This window comes from Arcicella rigui, assembly GCF_034929435.1.
GTDB classification, from domain to species: Bacteria; Bacteroidota; Bacteroidia; order Cytophagales; family Spirosomataceae; genus Arcicella; species Arcicella rigui.
In genome coordinates this window covers 184686-204695 of the sequence record NZ_JAYFUM010000007.1, presented here as the reverse complement: position 1 = coordinate 204695, position 20010 = coordinate 184686, and the positions used below count along the sequence as shown (strand labels likewise).

Here is a 20010-nt window from a genome sequence, read left to right as displayed (position 1 = left end):
TTCAAAAAATAAGTACTTTCGTTTTAATTTATTTGAACGATGAGTATTACAAATACTTGTCATTTTTCTATTCTAAAATCAAATCATTCAATTATAGAAAATCTTTAGCAATGAAATCTAAACAAAATTTCTTTTTTTCATTTTTACTCAGTCTATTCTTTTTGATAATAGCTCATACAAGCCAAGCACAGTACGGTTACGGAGCTGGCGGTTATGGATATGGCCGTGGTTACGGACGAAGTGCCATTCCTGATGCAGGAGCAAATACACCAAGAAAAGAAGAAAGCTTCGACCCCGAAAAAGTAGCCACCGAAGAAACTCGCTGGATGACGAAAAAGCTAAAACTTACAGAAGAGCAAATTCCAAAAATTGAAACGATTAATATCAATTACGCTTTCAAAAGAATGGATTTTAATGAAGAAGTAAAAAAATTACAGCCTCCGTTTACAGAAGAAATGCGAGTAAAAGTAAGAGAAAAAGCTCTTGCTATTCGAGAAGAAAGAAATAAAGCCATCAAAGCAGTACTTACGGAAGAACAATACCAGACTTTTCTGAAAAAGAAAGAAAATTATTAAGGATGATTCATAAAAAAGCCATCGAAAGTAAATATTCGATGGCTTTTTTTATGAATGAAAAATTATTTGCTAATCTCCAACATCGCTTTTAAGGCTTTCAAGGCTGGTACTCTTACTTCTTCTGGTACTTGAATTTCTGGTAATTCATAAAACATAGCGTTGTATAATTTTTCCATTGTATTCATTTTCATATAAGGACATTCCGAGCAAGCACATGAATTTTTCTCATTGGCTGGTGCTGGAATAATCTTTTTGTTCGGTACTGCCAATTTCATTTTGTGCAGGATTCCCGCTTCGGTAGCTACAATAAATTCCTGGCAATCAGAATTTTGTACAAAACTCAACAAAGCTGTTGTTGAACCTACAAAATCAGCTTGTGAAAGAATTACTTCTTTACATTCTGGGTGAGCAATCAACAAAGCATTAGGATTTTCTTCTTTAGCTTTTTTCAATTTTTCTAAAGAAATATCAATGTGAACGATACAAGCACCGTCCCAAAGTATTAAATCTCTTCCTGTTTTTTTAGCGACGTATTTTCCTAAATTGGCATCAGGAGCAAAAATAATTTGCTTGTCGGCAGGAATTGCTTCTACAATTTTTACCGCATTCGACGAAGTACAAATAATGTCCGTCATCGCTTTAATATCAGCCGTACAGTTGATGTAACTAACCACCACAGCTTCTGGATACTGAGCCTTGAAAGCTGCAAATGCTTCTTTCGGAGCAGCGTCTGCCAACGAACAACCTGCATTCAAATCAGGTAAAACTACTTTTTTATTTGGGTTCAGGATTTTTGCTGTTTCTCCCATAAAATGTACTCCACAGAATACAATCATATCGGCATCAGTTTGTTCTGCGGCCTGAGCCAAGCCTAAACTATCTCCTAAAAAATCAGCAATATCTTGAATCTCAGCATCAACATAATAATGAGCCAAAATAACTGCGTTTTTTTCTTTTTTCAGTTTTAAAATTTGTTCTTTTAAATCTTCTCCTTTAAAAGGAACAGAGCGACTCACGTAGCCTACTCTTTGCGATTCTTCTAATAAATTCATGTTTGAAATTTTAATCGTTTAGATAAAATTATGAATTGTGAAATTGTTGATTTTGGCTTTCTGATGTCAGAATTCGGTTTTGTAAAATACTTTATTTTAAAATATTTTATAAAAACGAAAGTGTTAAAGAGTGATTCGTATTTCAAAAACAAATTAGCAATCACTTTTTACTAATCCCTCTAATAAGCTTTTAAGCTCAAATCTAAGCTACTTACGTGGTGGGTCAAAGCTCCACAAGAAATATAATCTACGCCACAGTCGGCATAAGCACGAATGGTCGTTTCGTTGATACCTCCAGATGCTTCGGTAGCATATTTTCCATCTATTAAGCGAATGGCTTCACGCAAGTTTTCATAAGAAAAATTATCTAACATAATTCTGTGAACTTGCCCGATTGCCAATACTTCTTGAAGTTCAGTTAAATTTCTTACCTCAATTTCAATTTGTAAATCTCGTCCTGTTTGTTTGAGGTACTCATTGGCTTGGTTGATGGCATTTTGAATCCCTCCGGCATAATCGACATGATTGTCTTTTATCAAAATCATATCAAACAAAGCATAGCGATGATTTTCTGCTCCACCGATTTTACAAGCCCATTTTTCACAAAGTCGGAAATTAGGCGTTGTTTTACGAGTGTCCAACAATTTAGTATTTGTCCCTTCCAAGAGTTTTACCATCGAATGTGTATAAGTAGCAATGCCCGACATCCTTTGCATACAATTCAATACCAAGCGTTCGGCTTTTAAAATAGATTGTGAAGAACCTTCAACTGTTAATACGATTTCGCCTTTTTTAATTACTGCTCCATCTTCAAGGATTGTTTTTACCGTCAACTGCTTATCTACTTCTTCAAAAATGAGCTTTGCTAAGGCTACTCCTGCCAAAATGCCATCGTCTTTCACAAGCAATTTTGCTCGCCCTTGAGCAGACGGCGGAATGGTTGACAAAGAAGTATGGTCGCCATCACCAACGTCTTCGGTAAGTGCCGTTTGAATGAAGTTTTTGATGTATGTAGGTTCTAAATAATTGAACATTGTTCTGGGTTTTATTAAGGGCATACTTTATAAGTAGCCGTTGTATCTTTTTGCCAAGCTGGTTTCACTTGGCTGAGACTGTTTACACAAATGGTTTGGATATTATTGTTATTGCAATACAAAGTAGTCAGATCCTTAATATAACTTACATCCAAACTATTAAGTTGATTACCAATACAATTCAACACATCAATTGAGGTGTTTTTTTGAAGCTCTAAATTAACTAATTTATTATCATAACAATTTAGATATCCTAATGCACTATTTTTACTTAAATCGAGCGTTGTCAGATCGTTTGAACTACAATCTAAATATACTAATGCTGTATTGCTACTAAGATCAAGTGCTGCCAATTTATTCAAAGAACAGCTAAGATACATTAGTTCGCTATTGTGACTGATATCTAAGTTTTTAAACTTATTATATTCGCAATTTAACCGCTTTAGAGACGTATTTTGGCTAATATCAAGAAGAGTCAATTTATTAACACCACAACTTAACTCTTTTAATGCTTTATTTTTAGTAATATCTAAGTTTGCTAACTGATTATCTCCACAACGTAATACTTCTAATGCTGTTTGATTACTGACGTCAATATCGACTAATTGGTTACTAGAACACCATAATTCAGTCAGAGCAGTATTTTTACTAATGTCTAATTTTGTTAATTCGTTATGAATACATTTTAGTGATTTCAGATTAACAAATGCTTCGATGCCAGTTAAATCCTTTATTTTTCCATAAGAATTTTTACTATCTTCAAGGGAAGAAGACATATAAAGCGATGTTACTTTAAGTACGTTACTTCTTAGTACTTTACCATCTTGCTCAGAATCAATTTTAAATTGAATTAAGGCTTTTTCAAAATTCACATCAGGTATATCTACATAATCCAAGTCTGGACTTGGGTTTTCAACAGTAGTACAGCTATTCAACAGGTTTACTATTAAAATAAAGCAAAATAGGGACAAAAACATTTTTATTGAACGATTCATACAGTTAATGAGGCTTAATTTTGTATTTGAAAGCCAAAGATAATAATAGAATATTTGAGTTTGTAGGTGTTCTTCATAAATTCACATTAATCAATCATTATACAACTTAGAGCCAAGAACACCAATGAATCACCCAAATTACTAAAGCCAAATACCCAACTCTCTAATTATTTTAAATAAGAATTTGGATTTACCAAACAAAAAGTGATAGTTTTGTAATTCAAAATGCAAAAAAATACTCACATATCTCGTCTCTTTAGCGTCTTTTTGATGTCGCTTGTAATGCTTTTTACTGTTTTCGGTAAAAACATTCATGCTTCGCAAAACCGCCACCAAGAGCTTGGAAAGGTAAAAACAGAGCAATCGCAGGATTCAAAAGCTCCTAAACAATGCTCAGTTTCAGAACTTTCAGTGATGCAGGTTTCAGTACCTATCAATATTGATTTTGCACAAGATTTTATCTTCAAAGTATGCGAATTTGCCTTTTTGAAAGCTGAACCCAACATTCAAGCCGTTCAAAATTTAAGCTTTCGCCTTCCTCATCTCGAAGTACTCTTCGAGCATTTTATCGTTACCAACGCCCCTTAATTTTCTTGTATTTTCTTCTTTTTAGATAGCAATTTTTGTTATCCAAAACCCTTATTTCATATCCTTTGGTATTAAGAATACACTGTTCTTGACCAAGCATTCATTTTTCACAATTTATTTTCTCAAAAAATGCGTTATAAAAGTGCCATTATTTGGCTGACTGGAATTATTTCAGCCTTATGTTTATTTTTCCTTTCATTTACGTGGAAAGCCAATTCGATTCGTGAGGAAGCACTTGCTTATGCTACTTCTTCAACTGGTAAACTTGACCCAGCTAAAAAGACTCATTACATCGACTCTTTGTGGAAACAACCAGTTTACTTAGGTTTTACTTTACAAGAAGTAACTACTTATGCCCTTCATAAAGGTTTGGACTTAGAGGGTGGTCTTCATGCAGTATTAGAAGTATCGCCAGTAGAAATTCTTCGTGCATTATCTGGAAAAAGTAATGACCCGAATTTTGAAAAAGCTATTCAAGAAGCTTCTTTAGCTCAAGCTACTTCAACAAAACCATTCAATGAATTATTCTTTGAAGCTTTTGCGAAAGTTGCTCCAAACCAAAAGTTAGCTACTATTTTCGCTAACTCTGTAAACCGTGACAAACTGAATTCATCTTCATCTGATTCACAAGTAAAGAAAGTAATCAATGAAGAAATTGAAGCAGCCGTTGACCGTGTTTATAAAATTATTCAAGCTCGTATTGACAAATTTGGTGTGGCAAACCCAAATATCCAACGTTTGCCAGGAACAAACCGTATCCAAGTAGAATTACCGGGTATTGATAATCCTGAGCGTGCAAGAAAATTATTATCAGGTGCTGCGAAATTAGAATTTATTGAAGTAGCTGAAATTACTGAGTGGGGTCCGGGCTTAAATGCTTTAGGTGAATACTTAGCAGCAGAAGAAAAAGCGAAGAAAATTTCGGCAGCGACTCCAGCAGCTTCAACAGATACAACAAAAGCTTCTGGATTGGCAGGACAATTATCAGGTGCAGCAAAAGTTGCTAAAAAAGATTCAGCGGCAAAAGATACAACTGCTGGTTCGGCTTTGACAAAATTATTCTTACCATTAGACCAACAAGGTAGAGCTTGGGGTGTATTCCGTAAAGATACTGCTCGTGTAAATGAATTATTCCGTCGTGAAGAAGTAAAATTAATGTTCCCTTCAGGACTTCAATTTACTTGGAACGCCAAAGGAATTCCGGCAAATAATGGTGACGAAATCATCTCTTTTGAATTTTTGAAGAAAGCAGAAGGACAAACTGCACCATTAGAAGGTGATGTAATTACAGACGCTGCACAAGACTATGACCAAAACGGTCGCCCAGAAGTAACCATGAACATGAATGGTACGGGTGCAAGAATCTGGAAAAACTTAACTGCTGCCAATGTTGGTAAGCGTATTGCTATTGTTTTGGATAACTATATTTATTCTGCTCCAAACATCAACGGCGAAATCGCAGGAGGACGTTCTTCAATTTCTGGTTCATTCACAGTTGAAGAAGCAAAAGACTTAGCCAATGTATTGAAAGCTGGTAAATTACCTGCTCCTACTCGTATTGTTGAAGATGCTTTCATCGGGCCTTCTTTAGGTGCTGAGGCAATCAACCAAGGATACTTCTCAATGGCTCTTGGTTTGTTATTAGTAGTAGTATTTATGATTGGTTACTACGGAAACCCAGGTTGGATGGCAAACGCTGCACTTTTATTCAACGTGTTTTTCATTGCTGGTGTATTAGTACAAATTCAAGCGGCTTTAACATTGCCAGGTATCGCAGGTATCGTACTTACTTTAGGGATGGCTGTCGATGCCAACGTATTGATTAACGAGCGTATTCGTGAAGAACTTCATCAAGGAAAAGGTTTGTTAGATGCCATTAAAGCAGGTTATGAAAAAGCACTTTCTGCGATTATTGATGGTAACGTTACTACAATCATCATTGGGGTTATCTTAATTATTTTCGGTTCTGGTTCTGTAAAAGGTTTCGGAGTTACACTTTGTATTGGTTTAGTTACTTCTGTATTTACTGCTGTATTTATTTCACACGTATTGGTAGAGTGGATGGCAAAACGTGCTATCAAAGCAGGAAAAGAAAAGAATGTTACTTTTGAAACCTTTATTTCAAAAGACTTATTCAAAGGAATGAACTTCGACTTTATCGGAAAACGTAAATATTCTTACTGGTTCTCGTGGGGATTAATCGCTTTAGGTGCAATCGTTTTGACAATTCAAGGTGGTTTCAACTTAGGTGTTGACTTCAAAGGAGGTCGTTCGTATGTAGTAGAATTGAGCAAACCAATTCCAGCAGGTACAATTAAAGACGGTTTAGCGGGTAGTTTTGATGGGAAAGGCGTAGAAGTAAAAACATTCAACGGCGATACTAAATTAAAAATCACAACCGCTTACTTAGTAGAAGACGAAAGTATCCAAGCTAACCAAAAAGTACGTAAAGCTTTAGAAACAGGTTTACAGAAATTTGCTGATGCCAAACCAACAATTCTTTCAGAATCTAAAGTAGGAGCAACTATTGCCGATGATATTCTTACACAATCGTTTGTTTCTATTCTTTATGCCTTAGTTGGTATTTTCATTTACATCTTGATTCGTTTCCGTAAATGGCAATACTCATTAGGAGGTATCGTAGCACTTTTACACGATGCTTTGGTAGTATTAGGCATGGTTGGTATTACTCGCCTTTTCGGTTTTGAATTAGAAGTTGACCAAATCTTTATTGCGGCGGTATTAACCGTAATTGGTTACTCTATCAACGATACTGTGGTAGTATTCGACCGTATTCGTGAAGAAATTGGTATTGATGCAGATTTAAGTAATAAAGAATTGATGATTAAAACCATCAACCAATCTATCAACCACACAATGAGCCGTACAGTAATGACGGCAACCACAGTATTCTTAGTAGTAACAGTACTATTAATTTTCGGTGGAGATATTCTAAGAGGCTTCTCTTTTGCGATGTTCATCGGTGTTGTTTTTGGTGCTTACTCTTCAATTTTCGTAGCTGCTCCTATCGTAATTGATTTAGGAACTGGTAAGAAAAAAGTAGAACCAGCAACAAAAGCTTAATAAATAAAAAAAAAGGCCTGTAAGTTTTAACCGACTTACAGGTCTTTTTTTGTTTTAAGACAAAATTTTCAGTATCTTGAAAGATGATAATCCAAAATATATTTTGAATTATCGCTAATGAGTTTCTTTTTGTACCCTAAAACTAAAATTTCTAAAAAGACACGAATTATTTAAAAGCTAAAATTTCACTTCAAATTTACAAAAAACTAAAACCCTATGAGCAACAGTATTTGGCGTAAAAAACCAATGGCAGCCTACGAAGCTGACATGAAAAAATCTGAACTAAAACGAGTTCTGACCAAGTGGGGACTTACTTCTCTTGGTATTGGGGCTATCATCGGTGGAGGGATTTTTACTCTTACAGGTATCGCCGCACACAACCACGCTGGGCCAGCTTTAGCTATTGCCTTCGTTATTGCGGCTATCGGTTGTACATTTGCCTCGCTATGTTATGCTGAATTTTCTTCCATTCTTCCAGTAGAAGGCTCTGCTTATGCCTATTCTTATGGAACTGTCGGAGAAGCTTTCGCATGGTTGATTGGTTGGAACTTAATCCTTGAATACATGATGGGTGCTACTACGGTAGCCGTAGCGTGGTCGGGGTATTTTGAAAAACTTGTCCATCTTTTCGGCATAGAATTACCCGTCAGATTAATGAACGACCCTTACACGGCAGGCGAAAAATTAGGTTTAGAAGGCCCAGTACCAGCTTTCAACCTTGCTGCCTTCTTAATTACTTGGGGGGTAACTTCTGTCTTAGTAAAAGGTATTCAAGAGTCAGCAAAAGCCAACAATGCCATTGTAATCATCAAATTATCTGTTGTATTGTTCGTAATTATTGCAGGAGCATTTTATATTAAAATTGAGAACTGGACGCCTTTCATTCCTCCAGTACAAGTAGGTGCTGATGGCGTTGAACACTTCGGATGGGCTGGTGTAAGAACTGCCGCAACGGTTGTATTTTTCGCTTATATCGGTTTCGATGCTGTTTCTACGCAAGCTGGCGAAGCCATCAATCCTCGTAAAGACGTTCCTTTCGCTATCGTAGCTTCTTTGATTGTATGTACTGTTTTGTACATCTTGGTATCATTGGTTTTAACAGGTATGGTAAAATACGATACACTTGATTTGAAAGCACCAGTAGCCGCAGCATTTGCAGACGTTGGCTTACCATGGGCTGTATTTATTATCACTATTGCAGCAGTAGCAGGTCTTACTTCGGTAATGTTGGTAATGATGCTTGGTCAAACTCGTATTTTCTTAGGAATGGCAAAAGATGGTTTATTACCTGCTTTCTTCAAAGCTATTCACCCAGAATTCAAAACACCGTGGAAAAGTACTATTTTAGTAGGCTTCATCGTATCGGTGGTATCAGCATTAACGCCAATTGATAAAGTATCTGAAATGTGTTCAATGGGAACATTATTGGCTTTCGCTATGATTTCGGGTGCAGTACTATTGTTACGTTACCAACAGCCAGACATCGAACGTCCTTACAAAGCACCACTTATTTGGTTTGTAGCTCCAATGGGCGTTTTCTTTAACTTATACTTGATGACACAAACACAAGCCGCTACTTGGAGAGCATTCCTTATCTGGAGTACGCTGGGTATTATTGTGTATTTTATTTATAGTAGAGGCAAAAGTAATCTAAATCAAAACGACTAATATCACACGCTGATATTTTAAAAAACCTCACAGAAAACAAAATTCTGTGAGGTTTCTTTTTTTATGAGTAATTTTGCAAATTGATTCAAATCCTTTTCAGCATTGAGTAATATTTTGATACTCAATCATTCATTTTTAGATTGACAATGGCAACCATACAAGACGAAATACATAAACGCCGTACTTTCGGTATCATCTCTCACCCCGATGCGGGAAAAACTACACTTACTGAAAAATTACTTTTATTTGGGGGTGCTATCCAAACGGCGGGTGCGGTAAAATCAAATAAAATCAAAAAAGGAGCAACTTCCGATTTCATGGAAATTGAACGCCAGAGAGGTATTTCGGTGGCTACTTCTGTAATGACTTTCGAGTACAATAACTTGAAAATCAATATTCTTGATACACCCGGTCACAAAGATTTTGCCGAAGATACTTATAGAACTTTAACGGCTGTCGATTCGGTAATTTTGGTTATCGACTGCGTAAAAGGCGTAGAAGAGCAAACGGAACGTTTGATGGAAGTTTGTAGAATGAGAAACACACCAGTAATCGTATTCATTAACAAAATGGATAGAGAAGGTCAAAATCCTTTCGACTTATTGGATGAATTAGAACAAAAACTAAACATCAAAGTACGTCCGCTTACTTGGCCAATCAACATTGGTTCAAACTTCAAAGGTGTTTATAATATTTATGAAAAATCTTTGAATTTGTTCAATGCCAACAAAACTAAAATTGAAAAAGAAGTAGTAGCCGTTGATATTTGGTCGGAAGAATTAGATAAAAAAGTAGGCGAAAAAGATGCCAATCAATTGCGTGAAGATATTGAATTGATAGAAGGCGTTTACGGAGATTTTGATAGAAGTGTTTATCTTTCTGGCGAAGTAGCTCCAGTTTTCTTTGGTTCAGCTGTGAATAATTTTGGAGTACAAGAATTGTTAGATACTTTCACCGAAATCGCCCCAAGTACCCAAGCACGCAAAACTGATGTAAGAATTGTAGAACCAGACGAAAAGAAATTCACAGGTTTTATCTTTAAAATCCACGCCAACCTCGACCCAAAACACAGAGATAGAATTGCTTTCTTGAGAGTATGTTCGGGAACATTCGAGCGAAATAAATTTTACAAACACGTTCGTTTAGATAAAAATCTTCGTTTCAACAATCCATATAATTTTATGGCTCAAGAAAAAGAAGTAATTGAAGAAGGCTTCCCAGGCGATGTAGTAGGTTTGTACGATACTGGTAACTTTAAAATTGGTGATACTTTATCCGAAGGAGAAGTATTACAATATCAAGGTATTCCAAGTTTCTCTCCTGAGATTTTTAAAGAATTGATGAACCTCGACCCAATGAAATCAAAACAATTGGAAAAAGGAATTCAACAATTGACCGACGAAGGAGTAGCTCAATTATTTGTTCAGCCACATTTAGGGAACAGAAAAATTGTAGGTACAGTAGGCGAACTTCAGTATGAAGTAATTCAATATCGTTTGGAACATGAGTACGGAGCGAAATGCCGTTTCGACCACCGTGATATTGCCAAAGCTTGTTGGGTAACCTCAGACGACGAGAAAAAACTGACAGAATTTGTAAGATTAAAAGCCCAAAATATCGCACAAGACAAAGACGGGAACTTTGTATTTTTGGCAGAATCAGAATGGATTTTAAGAATGAATATCCAAAATAATCCAGATATTCAATTCCACTTTACCTCTGAATTTAAGCGAGCTGTGGAGGTATAATTGCACTCATAAAAAAAGTTTACCGTAAAATAAGTTTTTGGAGGGGTGTGAGACCAAGAGTTTGTTTTTATCAGTATCTTGTTGAGGATTAATAAATTCTTAGTACTCACTTTAAAACCCCCTTTTTTATGAAAAAGATTTTCATTTTATCCTCTATGCTGTTCTTAACAGTATGCACAAAATCCTTTGCATCAAGCGAATATGAAGTAGATGATGTAGCGATTGAGGCAACCTTAAACAAAGGTGTGGAAGTAGCAAGTATTCAACTCAATGAAACAGCAACTCCATCTTCTGCCAACCTATTAACTGGTACTTCAAACGGTTTACCAACAGCTACTTTGGCTGGAGGAAAAGACCCTGCCGTTGCATTTGTGCTATCATGGTTATTAGGAGCATTAGGTGTTCACCGTTTTTATATGGGAACTGCTACATTGACTGGTGTTGGCTATATCCTAACATTAGGAGGTTGCGGTATCGTTGCCACAGTTGACTGGGTTGTTTTGTTAATTGCCTTGATTAACAAAGAAGGTATTTCCAAATATGAAGATAATCCTAAATTCTTCATGTGGAGCGGGAAATAATATTGCTCTAAAATAGTAAAAGCCGAACTCTATGAAAGGGTTCGGCTTTTTTATTACTGTTATTATAATTACTCTTCTAATTTCATAATCACTTTTGCCATATCCTGAGCATACTTATCTGTTAAGTTTTTGTTGCGTTGCTCTACCAATACTCCAGTTCTTTTTATTCCACCAAAATAAAATGCTTGAAAAAGCCCAAAACCCGAAAAAAAGCCTGAAAAGTAATATCCTTTCCAAATACTATATCCTCCGTAACCCAAAGTTGCTAATTGTAATATTAACGAAGTAACGCCTTCTTTCACTTTCCCCGAATAAATCATACCTGCTCCGGGTAAGAAAGTGGCAAGAGCCTCAGCCTTTTTAGGATTACGAAAACCTGTCTTTTTTTCAAATGAAAATACTTCATCAACATCCATAGAAATATGCTTACGTTCGAGATACTTTTTGAAAATCACTTTAGCTTCTGCATATCTTTTAAGATGGACTAATGATAATATTTCCCAAATATCTGTTTGCTGAGTTAGCGTTGAATCCTTTATAAAAAAACGAATTTGCTGAATTTGACTAAGAGCATCTTCATAAAATCCTGATAAAAAATAACAGACCACGATTTCATTTCTCAACAGCAACTGCCTTGAGTCTGATAAATTATTTAATTCAAAGCGTTGGGCTGTTTTGCTTGCCTCCTCAAATTTTCCCATTGTCTTCAAACAATAGACCTTACGAAGTACACAATTATTTTTTGCTTCTTGCAATGAATTTGAAGACAAGGTGGTGTCGGAGAATTCAGTTATTTCAAAGTAAACTCGTTCATAAGCTAATAAAGCTAAATCATATTGTTTACGCTTCAATAAACTATCTCCTTCTTGAAAATTTTGACCAAATGTTTTAGTTAAAAATGGTACGCAAAGGAATGTGCATATCAAATAGAATCTGTTCATCTATTTTATCGTTAAATTCTTGTCTTTTAATTTTTACACTCAAAGCACTTCCCCAAATATTGCCAAGGTAAAATACACTAAATAAACCTCCATAAATAATAAATCTGGGACTTGATACTCCATCTTTTCGTAAGGCTTCATAAGCCTGTAAGCCTAAAATCGTATTTTGTAAGAAAGTAGAAATTCCTTGTCCTAATTGCCCCCCTACATATAATTTTCCCATACCAGGTACAATGGCAGAAAGCAAGGCGGCTTTAAAGGCAGATTTACTTTGCTGTTTTTTGATAATATCTCGATAAGAATCAAAATTACTTTGTTGTTTTTGTAATGGATAATACTGCGTAGAGAAGTGATTTTTGAGAGAATCAAAACGATACAAATCTCTTTTTAGTAAAGCTATACCTGCCAATTCAAAAGTGCGGGTAGCCAAGTGAATGCTATCGTCTTTGCTGAATATTTTTAATAAAGTATTTTCAGCTTGATTGAAACGACGAAGATAACTGTGGGAGATTCCTGTTAAGAATAATGATTTTTTATAGTATGGACTACTTTGGCTCACTTTAGCCAAGTAATATGAACAGGAGTCTAAACTTCTTAAAGAGTAAAACGATAAGCCTTTCCAATAAGGTATTTCAAATCGGCTTTGAGTAGAGTCGGCATAGCGATTTTGCAACAGTGACAAAAAGGTGATTACATCTCGGTGTTCATCTTTTGCGACTAAGTATTGTAGGAATAAGCTATCTCTTTGAACTTGAGAAAAAGCAAAAACAGGATTAAGAGAAATTATCAAAAATAAAACTAAGCCTTTGAAATTCAATTGTTGTTTGTATAATTTCATTCTTTTATTTTATACATCTTGGGGTCGTCTATTACTTTACCTTGTTCTGTAATTCTCACAGGATTTATAGTGGTAGCACTGATACGATTACACCTTGCCAGTCTGTCTGCGGTAAGTGCTATTCCTTTAAGAACGCCAAACTCTTGAATAGCTCCTTGGCTAAACCTTGAACAGGAAACTTCAAATAAGCAATTAGCTGAAATTTGCGGTGAGATAGTATTTTGATAAAACTTTAATGAACCACCAAGAAACAAAGTAATTGGATTGAATTTTCTCTTCGTACTTACTTTCGAATTTGTGGAAGTAGAGGCTACTAAACTATCTCTTTGAGCTAAGTAAGCAAGGTCGATTTTATGACTTTGAGCTTGGCAATTAAAAACAAAAAGACACAAACACACGAAACCTGTGAGTTTTACACGAAGGCTATTTAAGGATTTTTGCATTGGCGGGTATGGTAAAATCAGCAAGTTTATTACTTACGGCTTCGTTTACTTTAATATCAGAATAAGTAGTCTTAGCAATCACAGAATCTTTTGCAGAGAAGTAATCAATCTGTGTAACTGTTAAAGGGAAATCAAGTCCATTGATGGTTTGATAATTGTAATAGTACACTTTTTTGATGAGCTGTCCATTACTACCAATATATTTTGTGTAAATCGGGTTTGCACCATTATGGACCAATTCAACTTGTTTAATGTCTTTCGCCAATCGAAGCGGTGCAATCCATGTACTTATCATCAGGTTTTTCTCAAACTTTGTATCTCTATTAGTAAAGCCCATAGCTCTTAGTCCTAAATCTACTTTTTGATTATTCAAGAAATAATAAAACTGCGTTGTTTCTGTACTGAATAAATAATTTACTTGCTGGATTACGGTATTTTTTTCTGGATTGTAAATGCTGATTTCCCCTTTAGAAGTATTGACGATATATTGTTCTGTGGGTTGGGTGTAATGACTAATCATTTTTCCACCCGCCAATTGATAAAAAAGTTCAGCTTTAACCGTTAAGGTTTTTCCATTTCTTACAGAACGAGAAAGCATTGAAGCACTAATCTTTTTCGTGTTAGTGGACGAAGTAAAAGCAGTAGCCAAAAGTGTAAGAATAGCGATAAATCTTAATACCGTAGTTTTTTTATACATAGTTTAGCAAGTTAAGAGTAACAAATATAATTGCTCAATAAATATAAGCAAGAGTAAAGCTATATTAAAGCAAAATCCCTACAAAATAATTGTAGGGAAAGCTATCAATCAGCAATGGAAACTACTAAAATTTAAATGCAATCCCCCCTTGCATCCATGAACCTCCATAACCCAATTCAACATAAGCTTTTAGGTTTTGTGTCAATTCCATGGCAGCACCAAATCTTGGATTAAAAAATGGTAATACTCTTTTATTGTACTCAATTTCTAAAGTATTAGCATTAAAATTTATGTCTGTTCTATCAACTACTACCCCAATACTTAAAGCAATATAAGGGTCTATTTTATCATCTTTTATTTTAAATGTTTCTCCTAAATGATAGGCACCTCTTGCCCCAACTCTGTATTGTCCATAACCGTAATCACCATAATAACCGCTTAATAAGCCCGTATTATAATAAGTATAACCAACAATAGGACCAACACCTATATTATTATCCACACCAAATTCTGCACTGGCATAAGCTCCGACAAATAATAGCCCCACTCCTGCATTGAATTGTTTAAAACCCTTTTTATAAGCCTGAGAAAAACTGTTCAACGATGTGAATAACAAAAGAGTAACAATAATTGAATACATTACTTTCTTTTTCATAATGGGAAATGTTAAGGTTTAATATTTGATTTCAACCAAAGTAAATCTTTTTCCCAGTTCTTTTAAAATAAACTTATTTTACGGCTAAAATATAACTTTACAAATATTTAGTTAAACAAAAAAGGACTCACCATTTGAAATGATAAGTCCTTTTACATAAAATTAGTTGAAAAATAACGCTTATTTCAAACCTAAATCTTCTTGAATAGCCGATACTTTTTGTTTCAAGCTTTCTAAAGTATCATCAAAATCTTCTGCTTTTGTCAACGGTGCGTTTACTGAAACATAGAATTTGATTTTCGGCTCTGTTCCTGACGGACGAGCTGATACTTTTGTGCCATCTGCTAATACTAATTGTATTACATTTGAAGATTCCATTCCCAAGCCTGTTGGAATACTGGTTACCGCTCCTGTTTTCAAATCAGTTGAAGTAAGATTTGTATAGTCGAGTACAGTTACTGGCTCTGAACCTGCTACGGTTGCTGGTACATTACTACGTAAATCTGCCATCATTTTTTGGATTTCTTCTGCTCCAGCTTTTCCTTTTTTAGTTAAAGAAATTAAGCCTTCGTAGTAGAAATTATTTTCCATGTACATTGTCGTTAGGAAATCAAACAATGATTTACCGTTGTCTTTTGCATAAGCAGTCAATTCAGCAATCATCGCACAAGAAGCTACTGCATCTTTATCACGTACAGCATCACCGATGAGGTATCCATAAGATTCTTCACCGCCGCCGATAAATGTTTCTTTCCCTTCTAATTCACGAATTACAGCAGCGATAAATTTAAAGCCTGTCAAAGTATTATAACATTTCACGCCTTGTGTTTCACACATTTTGTCGATAATGTTAGTCGTTACGATGGTCTTCGCTACAAACTCTTTACCTGTTAGTTTACCTGCTTTTTTCCAAGCATCTAATAAGTAATAGATAATCAAGCTTGCCATTTGGTTACCGTTGAGCAATACCCACTCTCCTTTTGGATTTTTTACAGCCGCACCTACACGGTCTGCATCAGGGTCGGTAGCAATTACCAAGTCAGCATCAAGGTCTTTTGCCAAATTTACGGCCAAAGTCATGGCTTCTTTTTCCTCTGGGTTCGGATATACTACCGTTGGGAAATCGCCATTGGGTTCAGCTTGTGCTTCTACTACGTGTACATTTTCAAAGCCCAAAAGTGCTAAAGCTTTTGGCACTAAAGTAATACCTGTTCCGTGAATAGATGAGTAAACAATTTTAAGGTCTTTCTGACGAGCAATCACATCAGGATTGATAGAGTTTACTTGAATGGTTTTCAAATATTCTGTATCAATTTCTTCACCGATAAGGGTAATCAAATCAGGATTTCCAGTAAAGTTGATTTCATCTACCGATTGAATTTTATTTACTTCTGCTACAATATTTTTATCGTGCGGAGCAACTACCTGAGAACCATCATTCCAATAAGCTTTGTAACCATTATACTCACGTGGGTTGTGTGAAGCCGTAACTACCAAACCTGCATTACAACCTAAATGACGAACGGCAAAAGAAAGTTCTGGCGTCGGGCGAAGTGCCGAGAATAAGTAAACTTTAATACCATTAGCAGAAAAAATATCTGCTGCTACACGAGCAAAAAATGGTGAATTATTACGAGAATCGTGTGCGATGGCTACGCTAATACTTTCACCAGAAAAATTTGCTTTCAAATAATTGGCGAATCCTTGTGTTGCCGACCCAACGGTGTACTTGTTCATTCGGTTGCAACCTACTCCCATTTCACCACGCATTCCACCCGTTCCAAACTCTAAGTCTTTGTAAAAAGAATCTGTCAATTCTGTTTCTTTCCCTTCGTCTAAAAGCTGTTGGATTTTAGCTTTTGTGTCGGCATCGTAATTTCCAGATAGCCATAAATTGATTTTTTCTTGGGTAAGAGCGTCGAAGCTTGCTGCCATAATTATTTTTAATTTAGTTAAAGTCTGAGATTTTTAGACGAGCAAATATAAAAATTATTTATTGTATTAAACAAAGATAGAAGGCTTTAGTGCTTCTCAAATTATTGAGCGGTATCACTTTCAAAAATATGAATAAAAAATAACGTTTTAAGACAAATTCTTGTCTTAGTAATAAATGAGTTCCCTAAAGTTGATTATGAAAATAATCCAATATTTACTTATTTTAATACCTTTACAAGTATCTAAGTTAATCTATTTTACAAAATAAGATAATTATTTTTCATATAAATTCTATGAAACGAATGTTTCATAGACAAGTTGTGGGCGAAAGCTATACAAGCGGAGGTACTTTTATCGTTAATAATTCAATGATTGTACTTCTATGAAGAATAGTTATTATCTTGTATTCCAAAACTTTCATACTTTAATCCTGTTGAGTCAGTCTGCTAAAATGTTCATAATATGAGAAAAATACTACTTACTACTTTTTTACTTATTGGGAGTTTTTTGGGGTTTTCCCAAAGACTAAAACAAGGCTCTACAAAGGGTAACCAAATTGTGGATTATTCCCCCACACCCGAACAAGCCAAAGAGCGTGTGCTACCAATGGGTTATACCCAAATGATAGAAGCACAGTTGGCGGCAGCCCGAAAACTCTCAGGTAATACTCGCCAAGCAAGTACCAATGCCAACAAAGCCAAGTTTGAAGTGACTTTTGAAAATGCCAATGGCGTAAGTGCTGAAGTAAAACAAATATTTGAAAACGCAGCAGCCATTTGGGCAGACGCTCTCAATTCTGATGTACCCATCCGTATTTATGTGCAATGGAAAAGCCTTGCCACAGGCGTACTTGGTTCGGCAGGTGCTTCTACTTACTATCACGACTTTCAGGGAGCAGCCAAGGCTGGTACTTGGTATCCTGTGGCTTTAGCAGAGAAAATGGCTCGTCAGGAACTAAATGGTGCAAGTGAATATGACATTTATGCAAGTTTTAATTCAGACCGTAACGACTGGAACTACGGAGCAACTGCCCCTACTAAAAACCAATATGATTTACTTTCGGTAGTATTGCACGAGTTCGGTCATGGACTTGGCTTTATTGGTACTTTTGCTGCCAACGAAACCATTGCGGGCTGGGGCGATGGCTCTTATGCAGGTTATGCAGGAATATTTGATAATTATATTGAAAACAATGCAGGACTTTCGCTGATAGATACAAGCCAAATTGAAAATTTCTCGACGGCTCTTCGTAGTTACATTACCAGTAATAGACTGTTTTTGAATAGCCCTTCGGTAGTCAGAGCAAAGCTTTATGCACCGAGTACTTATAGTTCTGGTTCAAGTATTTATCACGTTGACCAAGCTACTTATCCAGTTGGAAACCCAAATGCCTTAATGACACCCACTATTGCCGCTGGCGAAGTTACTCGTGAAATTGGGCCAATCGTTTTAAATTTCTTTAACGACATCGGTTGGGCGAGTAGTTCTATTATCCATACGCCTCTTAAAGACAATGAAGATACCAACAAAGATTATGTACTGACTGCCACCGTTTACAGTGATGCTGGAATTAAAGATGGTACTGTAAAACTTTTTGTAAGTACAACCAATATTTTAGGTGCTACCGAAGTACCCCTAACGAAGGTTGGAAACCAATATTCTTATACTTTACCAAAATCGACAAATAGAAGATTGATTCAGTATTATTGGGCAGGCGAAGACCTTGCTGGTAACAAAATTGCCAGTCCAGCAGAAGCCCCAAGAAGTACAAAAGGCTTTTATAATTATTATAATTTCACCATTGGAGCTGATACGGTAAAACCTGTATTGTCATATCAAAATAATATTTACAATATTTTCAATACAGACACTAAAGTTACCATTCCTACAGGATATACTTATGACAACATTGGTATTGATAGCGTGTACATTGAATACTTGATTAACGGTGTTAAACAAGCCCCTATCATGCTAACAACTGTAACTCAAAATAGTATCGTCGCTTTTGATGGTAGTTTTAATTTTAGTGCAGGGAAAATTAAAAAAGGAGATATTATCACTTATCGTATTGTTGTAAAAGACAAAGCAAAAATCAAAAATGTAAGGTACTCGCCAGAATCTGGTTATTACGAAATTAAAGTAATCCAGTTGTTGAGTGCTGTAAAAACCTATTCAAACAATTTTGATGCGGTTACTTCGCCACCAGAGGATTTCTATCTTAAAGGTTTCTCTTTTACTCAACCTTCGGGCTTTAATAATATTTCTTTAAATTCTGACCACCCATATAAAAATGGTTCGGAAGAAACCTTCCCAGAAGATGGTAATTTGTTTTCTAACTATATTGCTCAATTGCTAAGACCTGTTACGTTGAAAAGTGATAGTGCAAAAATTTACTTCAACGAAATCGTATTAGTTGAACCAGGAGCAGATGGTGCTACTTTTCCAGACCGTGAATTTTTTGATTATGTTGTGGTTGAAGGCTCAAAAGATAATGGAAAAACTTGGCAGTGGTTTCAGGACGGTTGGGATTCAAACGCTGACCCAACTTGGTTGAACGCATGGCAAGGGAATAATATTGACAAAGACCAAAACTCTAAAGTAGTAGGCTCTACTTCTCTTTATAGAAAAAGAGAAATTGATATGCTGAAATCAGGCGATTTTAAGGCTGGAGACAATGTTTTAATTCGATTCAGATTATTAGCTGACCCACTTGCTTATGGCTGGGGCTGGTCTATTGACGATTTGAATATCCAAGTTGCTCCGAAAGTAACCGTTTTAGCCAACGAACCTATCGCTACCATTGACGTAAATATTTCTCCCAATCCTTCTTCGGGTGAATTTCTGTTGAAGGCATCTTTCCAGAAAAACACAAAAGAAATCAATATCAACGTGCATGATATGATTGGCAGAGCGGTATTATCTGAACATCACCTTAATTCTGGAACAGAGTTTTCAAGCTCAATTAACCTTTCGCATCTTCAAAGTGGAGCATATATTTTAAAACTCCAAACTGAAAACGGCGTACTTTTCAAGAAAATAATTTTAACAAAATAATTTATTTCGACGAGTCTCTATGAAAAACATAGAGGCTCGTTTGCTTTTACTCTGACAATTTTTTACAAAAATGTTATAAGTCGAAAAGCATTATCTTATCTTTGCAAAGTTTTTCTCTAAAA

General features: G+C 35.7%; 16 protein-coding genes. 7 read left to right on the top strand and 9 right to left on the bottom strand.

All coding sequences use genetic code 11. The annotated features are described in order from the left end of the window. Positions 1 to 110: 110 nt before the first annotated feature. Positions 111 to 575 (top strand): hypothetical protein, encoded by a 465-nt coding sequence (locus VB248_RS07115; protein WP_323296057.1) that lies wholly within the window; start codon positions 111 to 113, stop codon positions 573 to 575. Between the two features lie 62 nt (positions 576 to 637). Here the strand turns inward: VB248_RS07115 and nadA are convergent, their stop codons facing one another. The 3 genes from nadA to VB248_RS07100 form a co-directional block, all read right to left on the bottom strand. Next, on the bottom strand, positions 638 to 1627 hold the full coding sequence (gene nadA, locus VB248_RS07110) for a quinolinate synthase NadA (protein ID WP_323296056.1): 990 nt from the start codon (positions 1625 to 1627) through the stop codon (positions 638 to 640). A 179-nt stretch (positions 1628 to 1806) separates the two neighbouring features. After that, complete coding sequence (nadC, locus tag VB248_RS07105) at positions 1807 to 2661, bottom strand: carboxylating nicotinate-nucleotide diphosphorylase (RefSeq protein ID WP_323296055.1); 855 nt, start codon at positions 2659 to 2661, stop codon at positions 1807 to 1809. Between the two features lie 14 nt (positions 2662 to 2675). Further along, positions 2676 to 3656, bottom strand: a complete 981-nt coding sequence (locus tag VB248_RS07100; protein ID WP_323296054.1) for a leucine-rich repeat domain-containing protein — start codon at positions 3654 to 3656, stop codon at positions 2676 to 2678. A 225-nt stretch (positions 3657 to 3881) separates the two neighbouring features. On the opposite strand from VB248_RS07100, the gene VB248_RS07095 reads away from it, so the two are divergent. From VB248_RS07095 to VB248_RS07075, 5 genes are all read left to right on the top strand, one after another. Continuing rightward, the gene (locus VB248_RS07095) at positions 3882 to 4244 is read left to right on the top strand and encodes a hypothetical protein (RefSeq protein WP_323296053.1); all 363 of its coding nucleotides are present in this window, start codon (positions 3882 to 3884) and stop codon (positions 4242 to 4244) included. Positions 4245 to 4373: 129 nt separating this feature from the next. After that, positions 4374 to 7328, top strand: coding sequence for a protein translocase subunit SecDF (gene secDF / locus VB248_RS07090; RefSeq protein ID WP_323296052.1), 2955 nt, complete (start codon positions 4374 to 4376; stop codon positions 7326 to 7328). 216 nt (positions 7329 to 7544) lie between these two features. Then, positions 7545 to 8996, top strand: coding sequence for an APC family permease (locus tag VB248_RS07085; protein WP_323296051.1), 1452 nt, complete (start codon positions 7545 to 7547; stop codon positions 8994 to 8996). Between the two features lie 146 nt (positions 8997 to 9142). Next, positions 9143 to 10744, top strand: a complete 1602-nt coding sequence (locus VB248_RS07080; protein ID WP_323296050.1) for a peptide chain release factor 3 — start codon at positions 9143 to 9145, stop codon at positions 10742 to 10744. A 128-nt stretch (positions 10745 to 10872) separates the two neighbouring features. Next, positions 10873 to 11325 (top strand): TM2 domain-containing protein, encoded by a 453-nt coding sequence (locus VB248_RS07075; protein WP_323296049.1) that lies wholly within the window; start codon positions 10873 to 10875, stop codon positions 11323 to 11325. A gap of 68 nt (positions 11326 to 11393) precedes the next feature. Here the strand turns inward: VB248_RS07075 and VB248_RS07070 are convergent, their stop codons facing one another. From VB248_RS07070 to VB248_RS07045, 6 genes are all read right to left on the bottom strand, one after another. Then, the gene (locus tag VB248_RS07070; protein ID WP_323296048.1) at positions 11394 to 12266 is read right to left on the bottom strand and encodes a hypothetical protein; all 873 of its coding nucleotides are present in this window, start codon (positions 12264 to 12266) and stop codon (positions 11394 to 11396) included. After that, positions 12214 to 13104, bottom strand: coding sequence for a hypothetical protein (locus tag VB248_RS07065; RefSeq protein ID WP_323296047.1), 891 nt, complete (start codon positions 13102 to 13104; stop codon positions 12214 to 12216). Before VB248_RS07065 ends, VB248_RS07070 begins: the two co-directional genes overlap by 53 nt. Then, positions 13101 to 13547 carry a membrane protein insertion efficiency factor YidD gene (yidD, locus tag VB248_RS07060; RefSeq protein WP_323296046.1) on the bottom strand — a complete coding sequence of 149 codons (447 nt, stop codon included), beginning with the start codon at positions 13545 to 13547 and terminating at the stop codon, positions 13101 to 13103. Before yidD ends, VB248_RS07065 begins: the two co-directional genes overlap by 4 nt. After that, the gene (locus tag VB248_RS07055) at positions 13528 to 14244 is read right to left on the bottom strand and encodes a hypothetical protein (protein ID WP_323296045.1); all 717 of its coding nucleotides are present in this window, start codon (positions 14242 to 14244) and stop codon (positions 13528 to 13530) included. The genes yidD and VB248_RS07055 overlap by 20 nt, the downstream gene beginning before the upstream one ends. A 124-nt stretch (positions 14245 to 14368) precedes the next feature. Next, positions 14369 to 14899, bottom strand: a complete 531-nt coding sequence (locus VB248_RS07050) for a hypothetical protein (protein ID WP_323296044.1) — start codon at positions 14897 to 14899, stop codon at positions 14369 to 14371. Positions 14900 to 15079: 180 nt separating this feature from the next. Next, complete coding sequence (locus tag VB248_RS07045) at positions 15080 to 16834, bottom strand: phospho-sugar mutase (protein WP_323296043.1); 1755 nt, start codon at positions 16832 to 16834, stop codon at positions 15080 to 15082. 462 nt (positions 16835 to 17296) lie between these two features. Here VB248_RS07045 and VB248_RS07040 point away from each other — a divergent pair, with 462 nt between their 5' ends. Next, positions 17297 to 19888 carry a T9SS type A sorting domain-containing protein gene (locus tag VB248_RS07040; RefSeq protein WP_323296042.1) on the top strand — a complete coding sequence of 864 codons (2592 nt, stop codon included), beginning with the start codon at positions 17297 to 17299 and terminating at the stop codon, positions 19886 to 19888. The last annotated feature ends 122 nt before the right edge of the window (positions 19889 to 20010 follow it).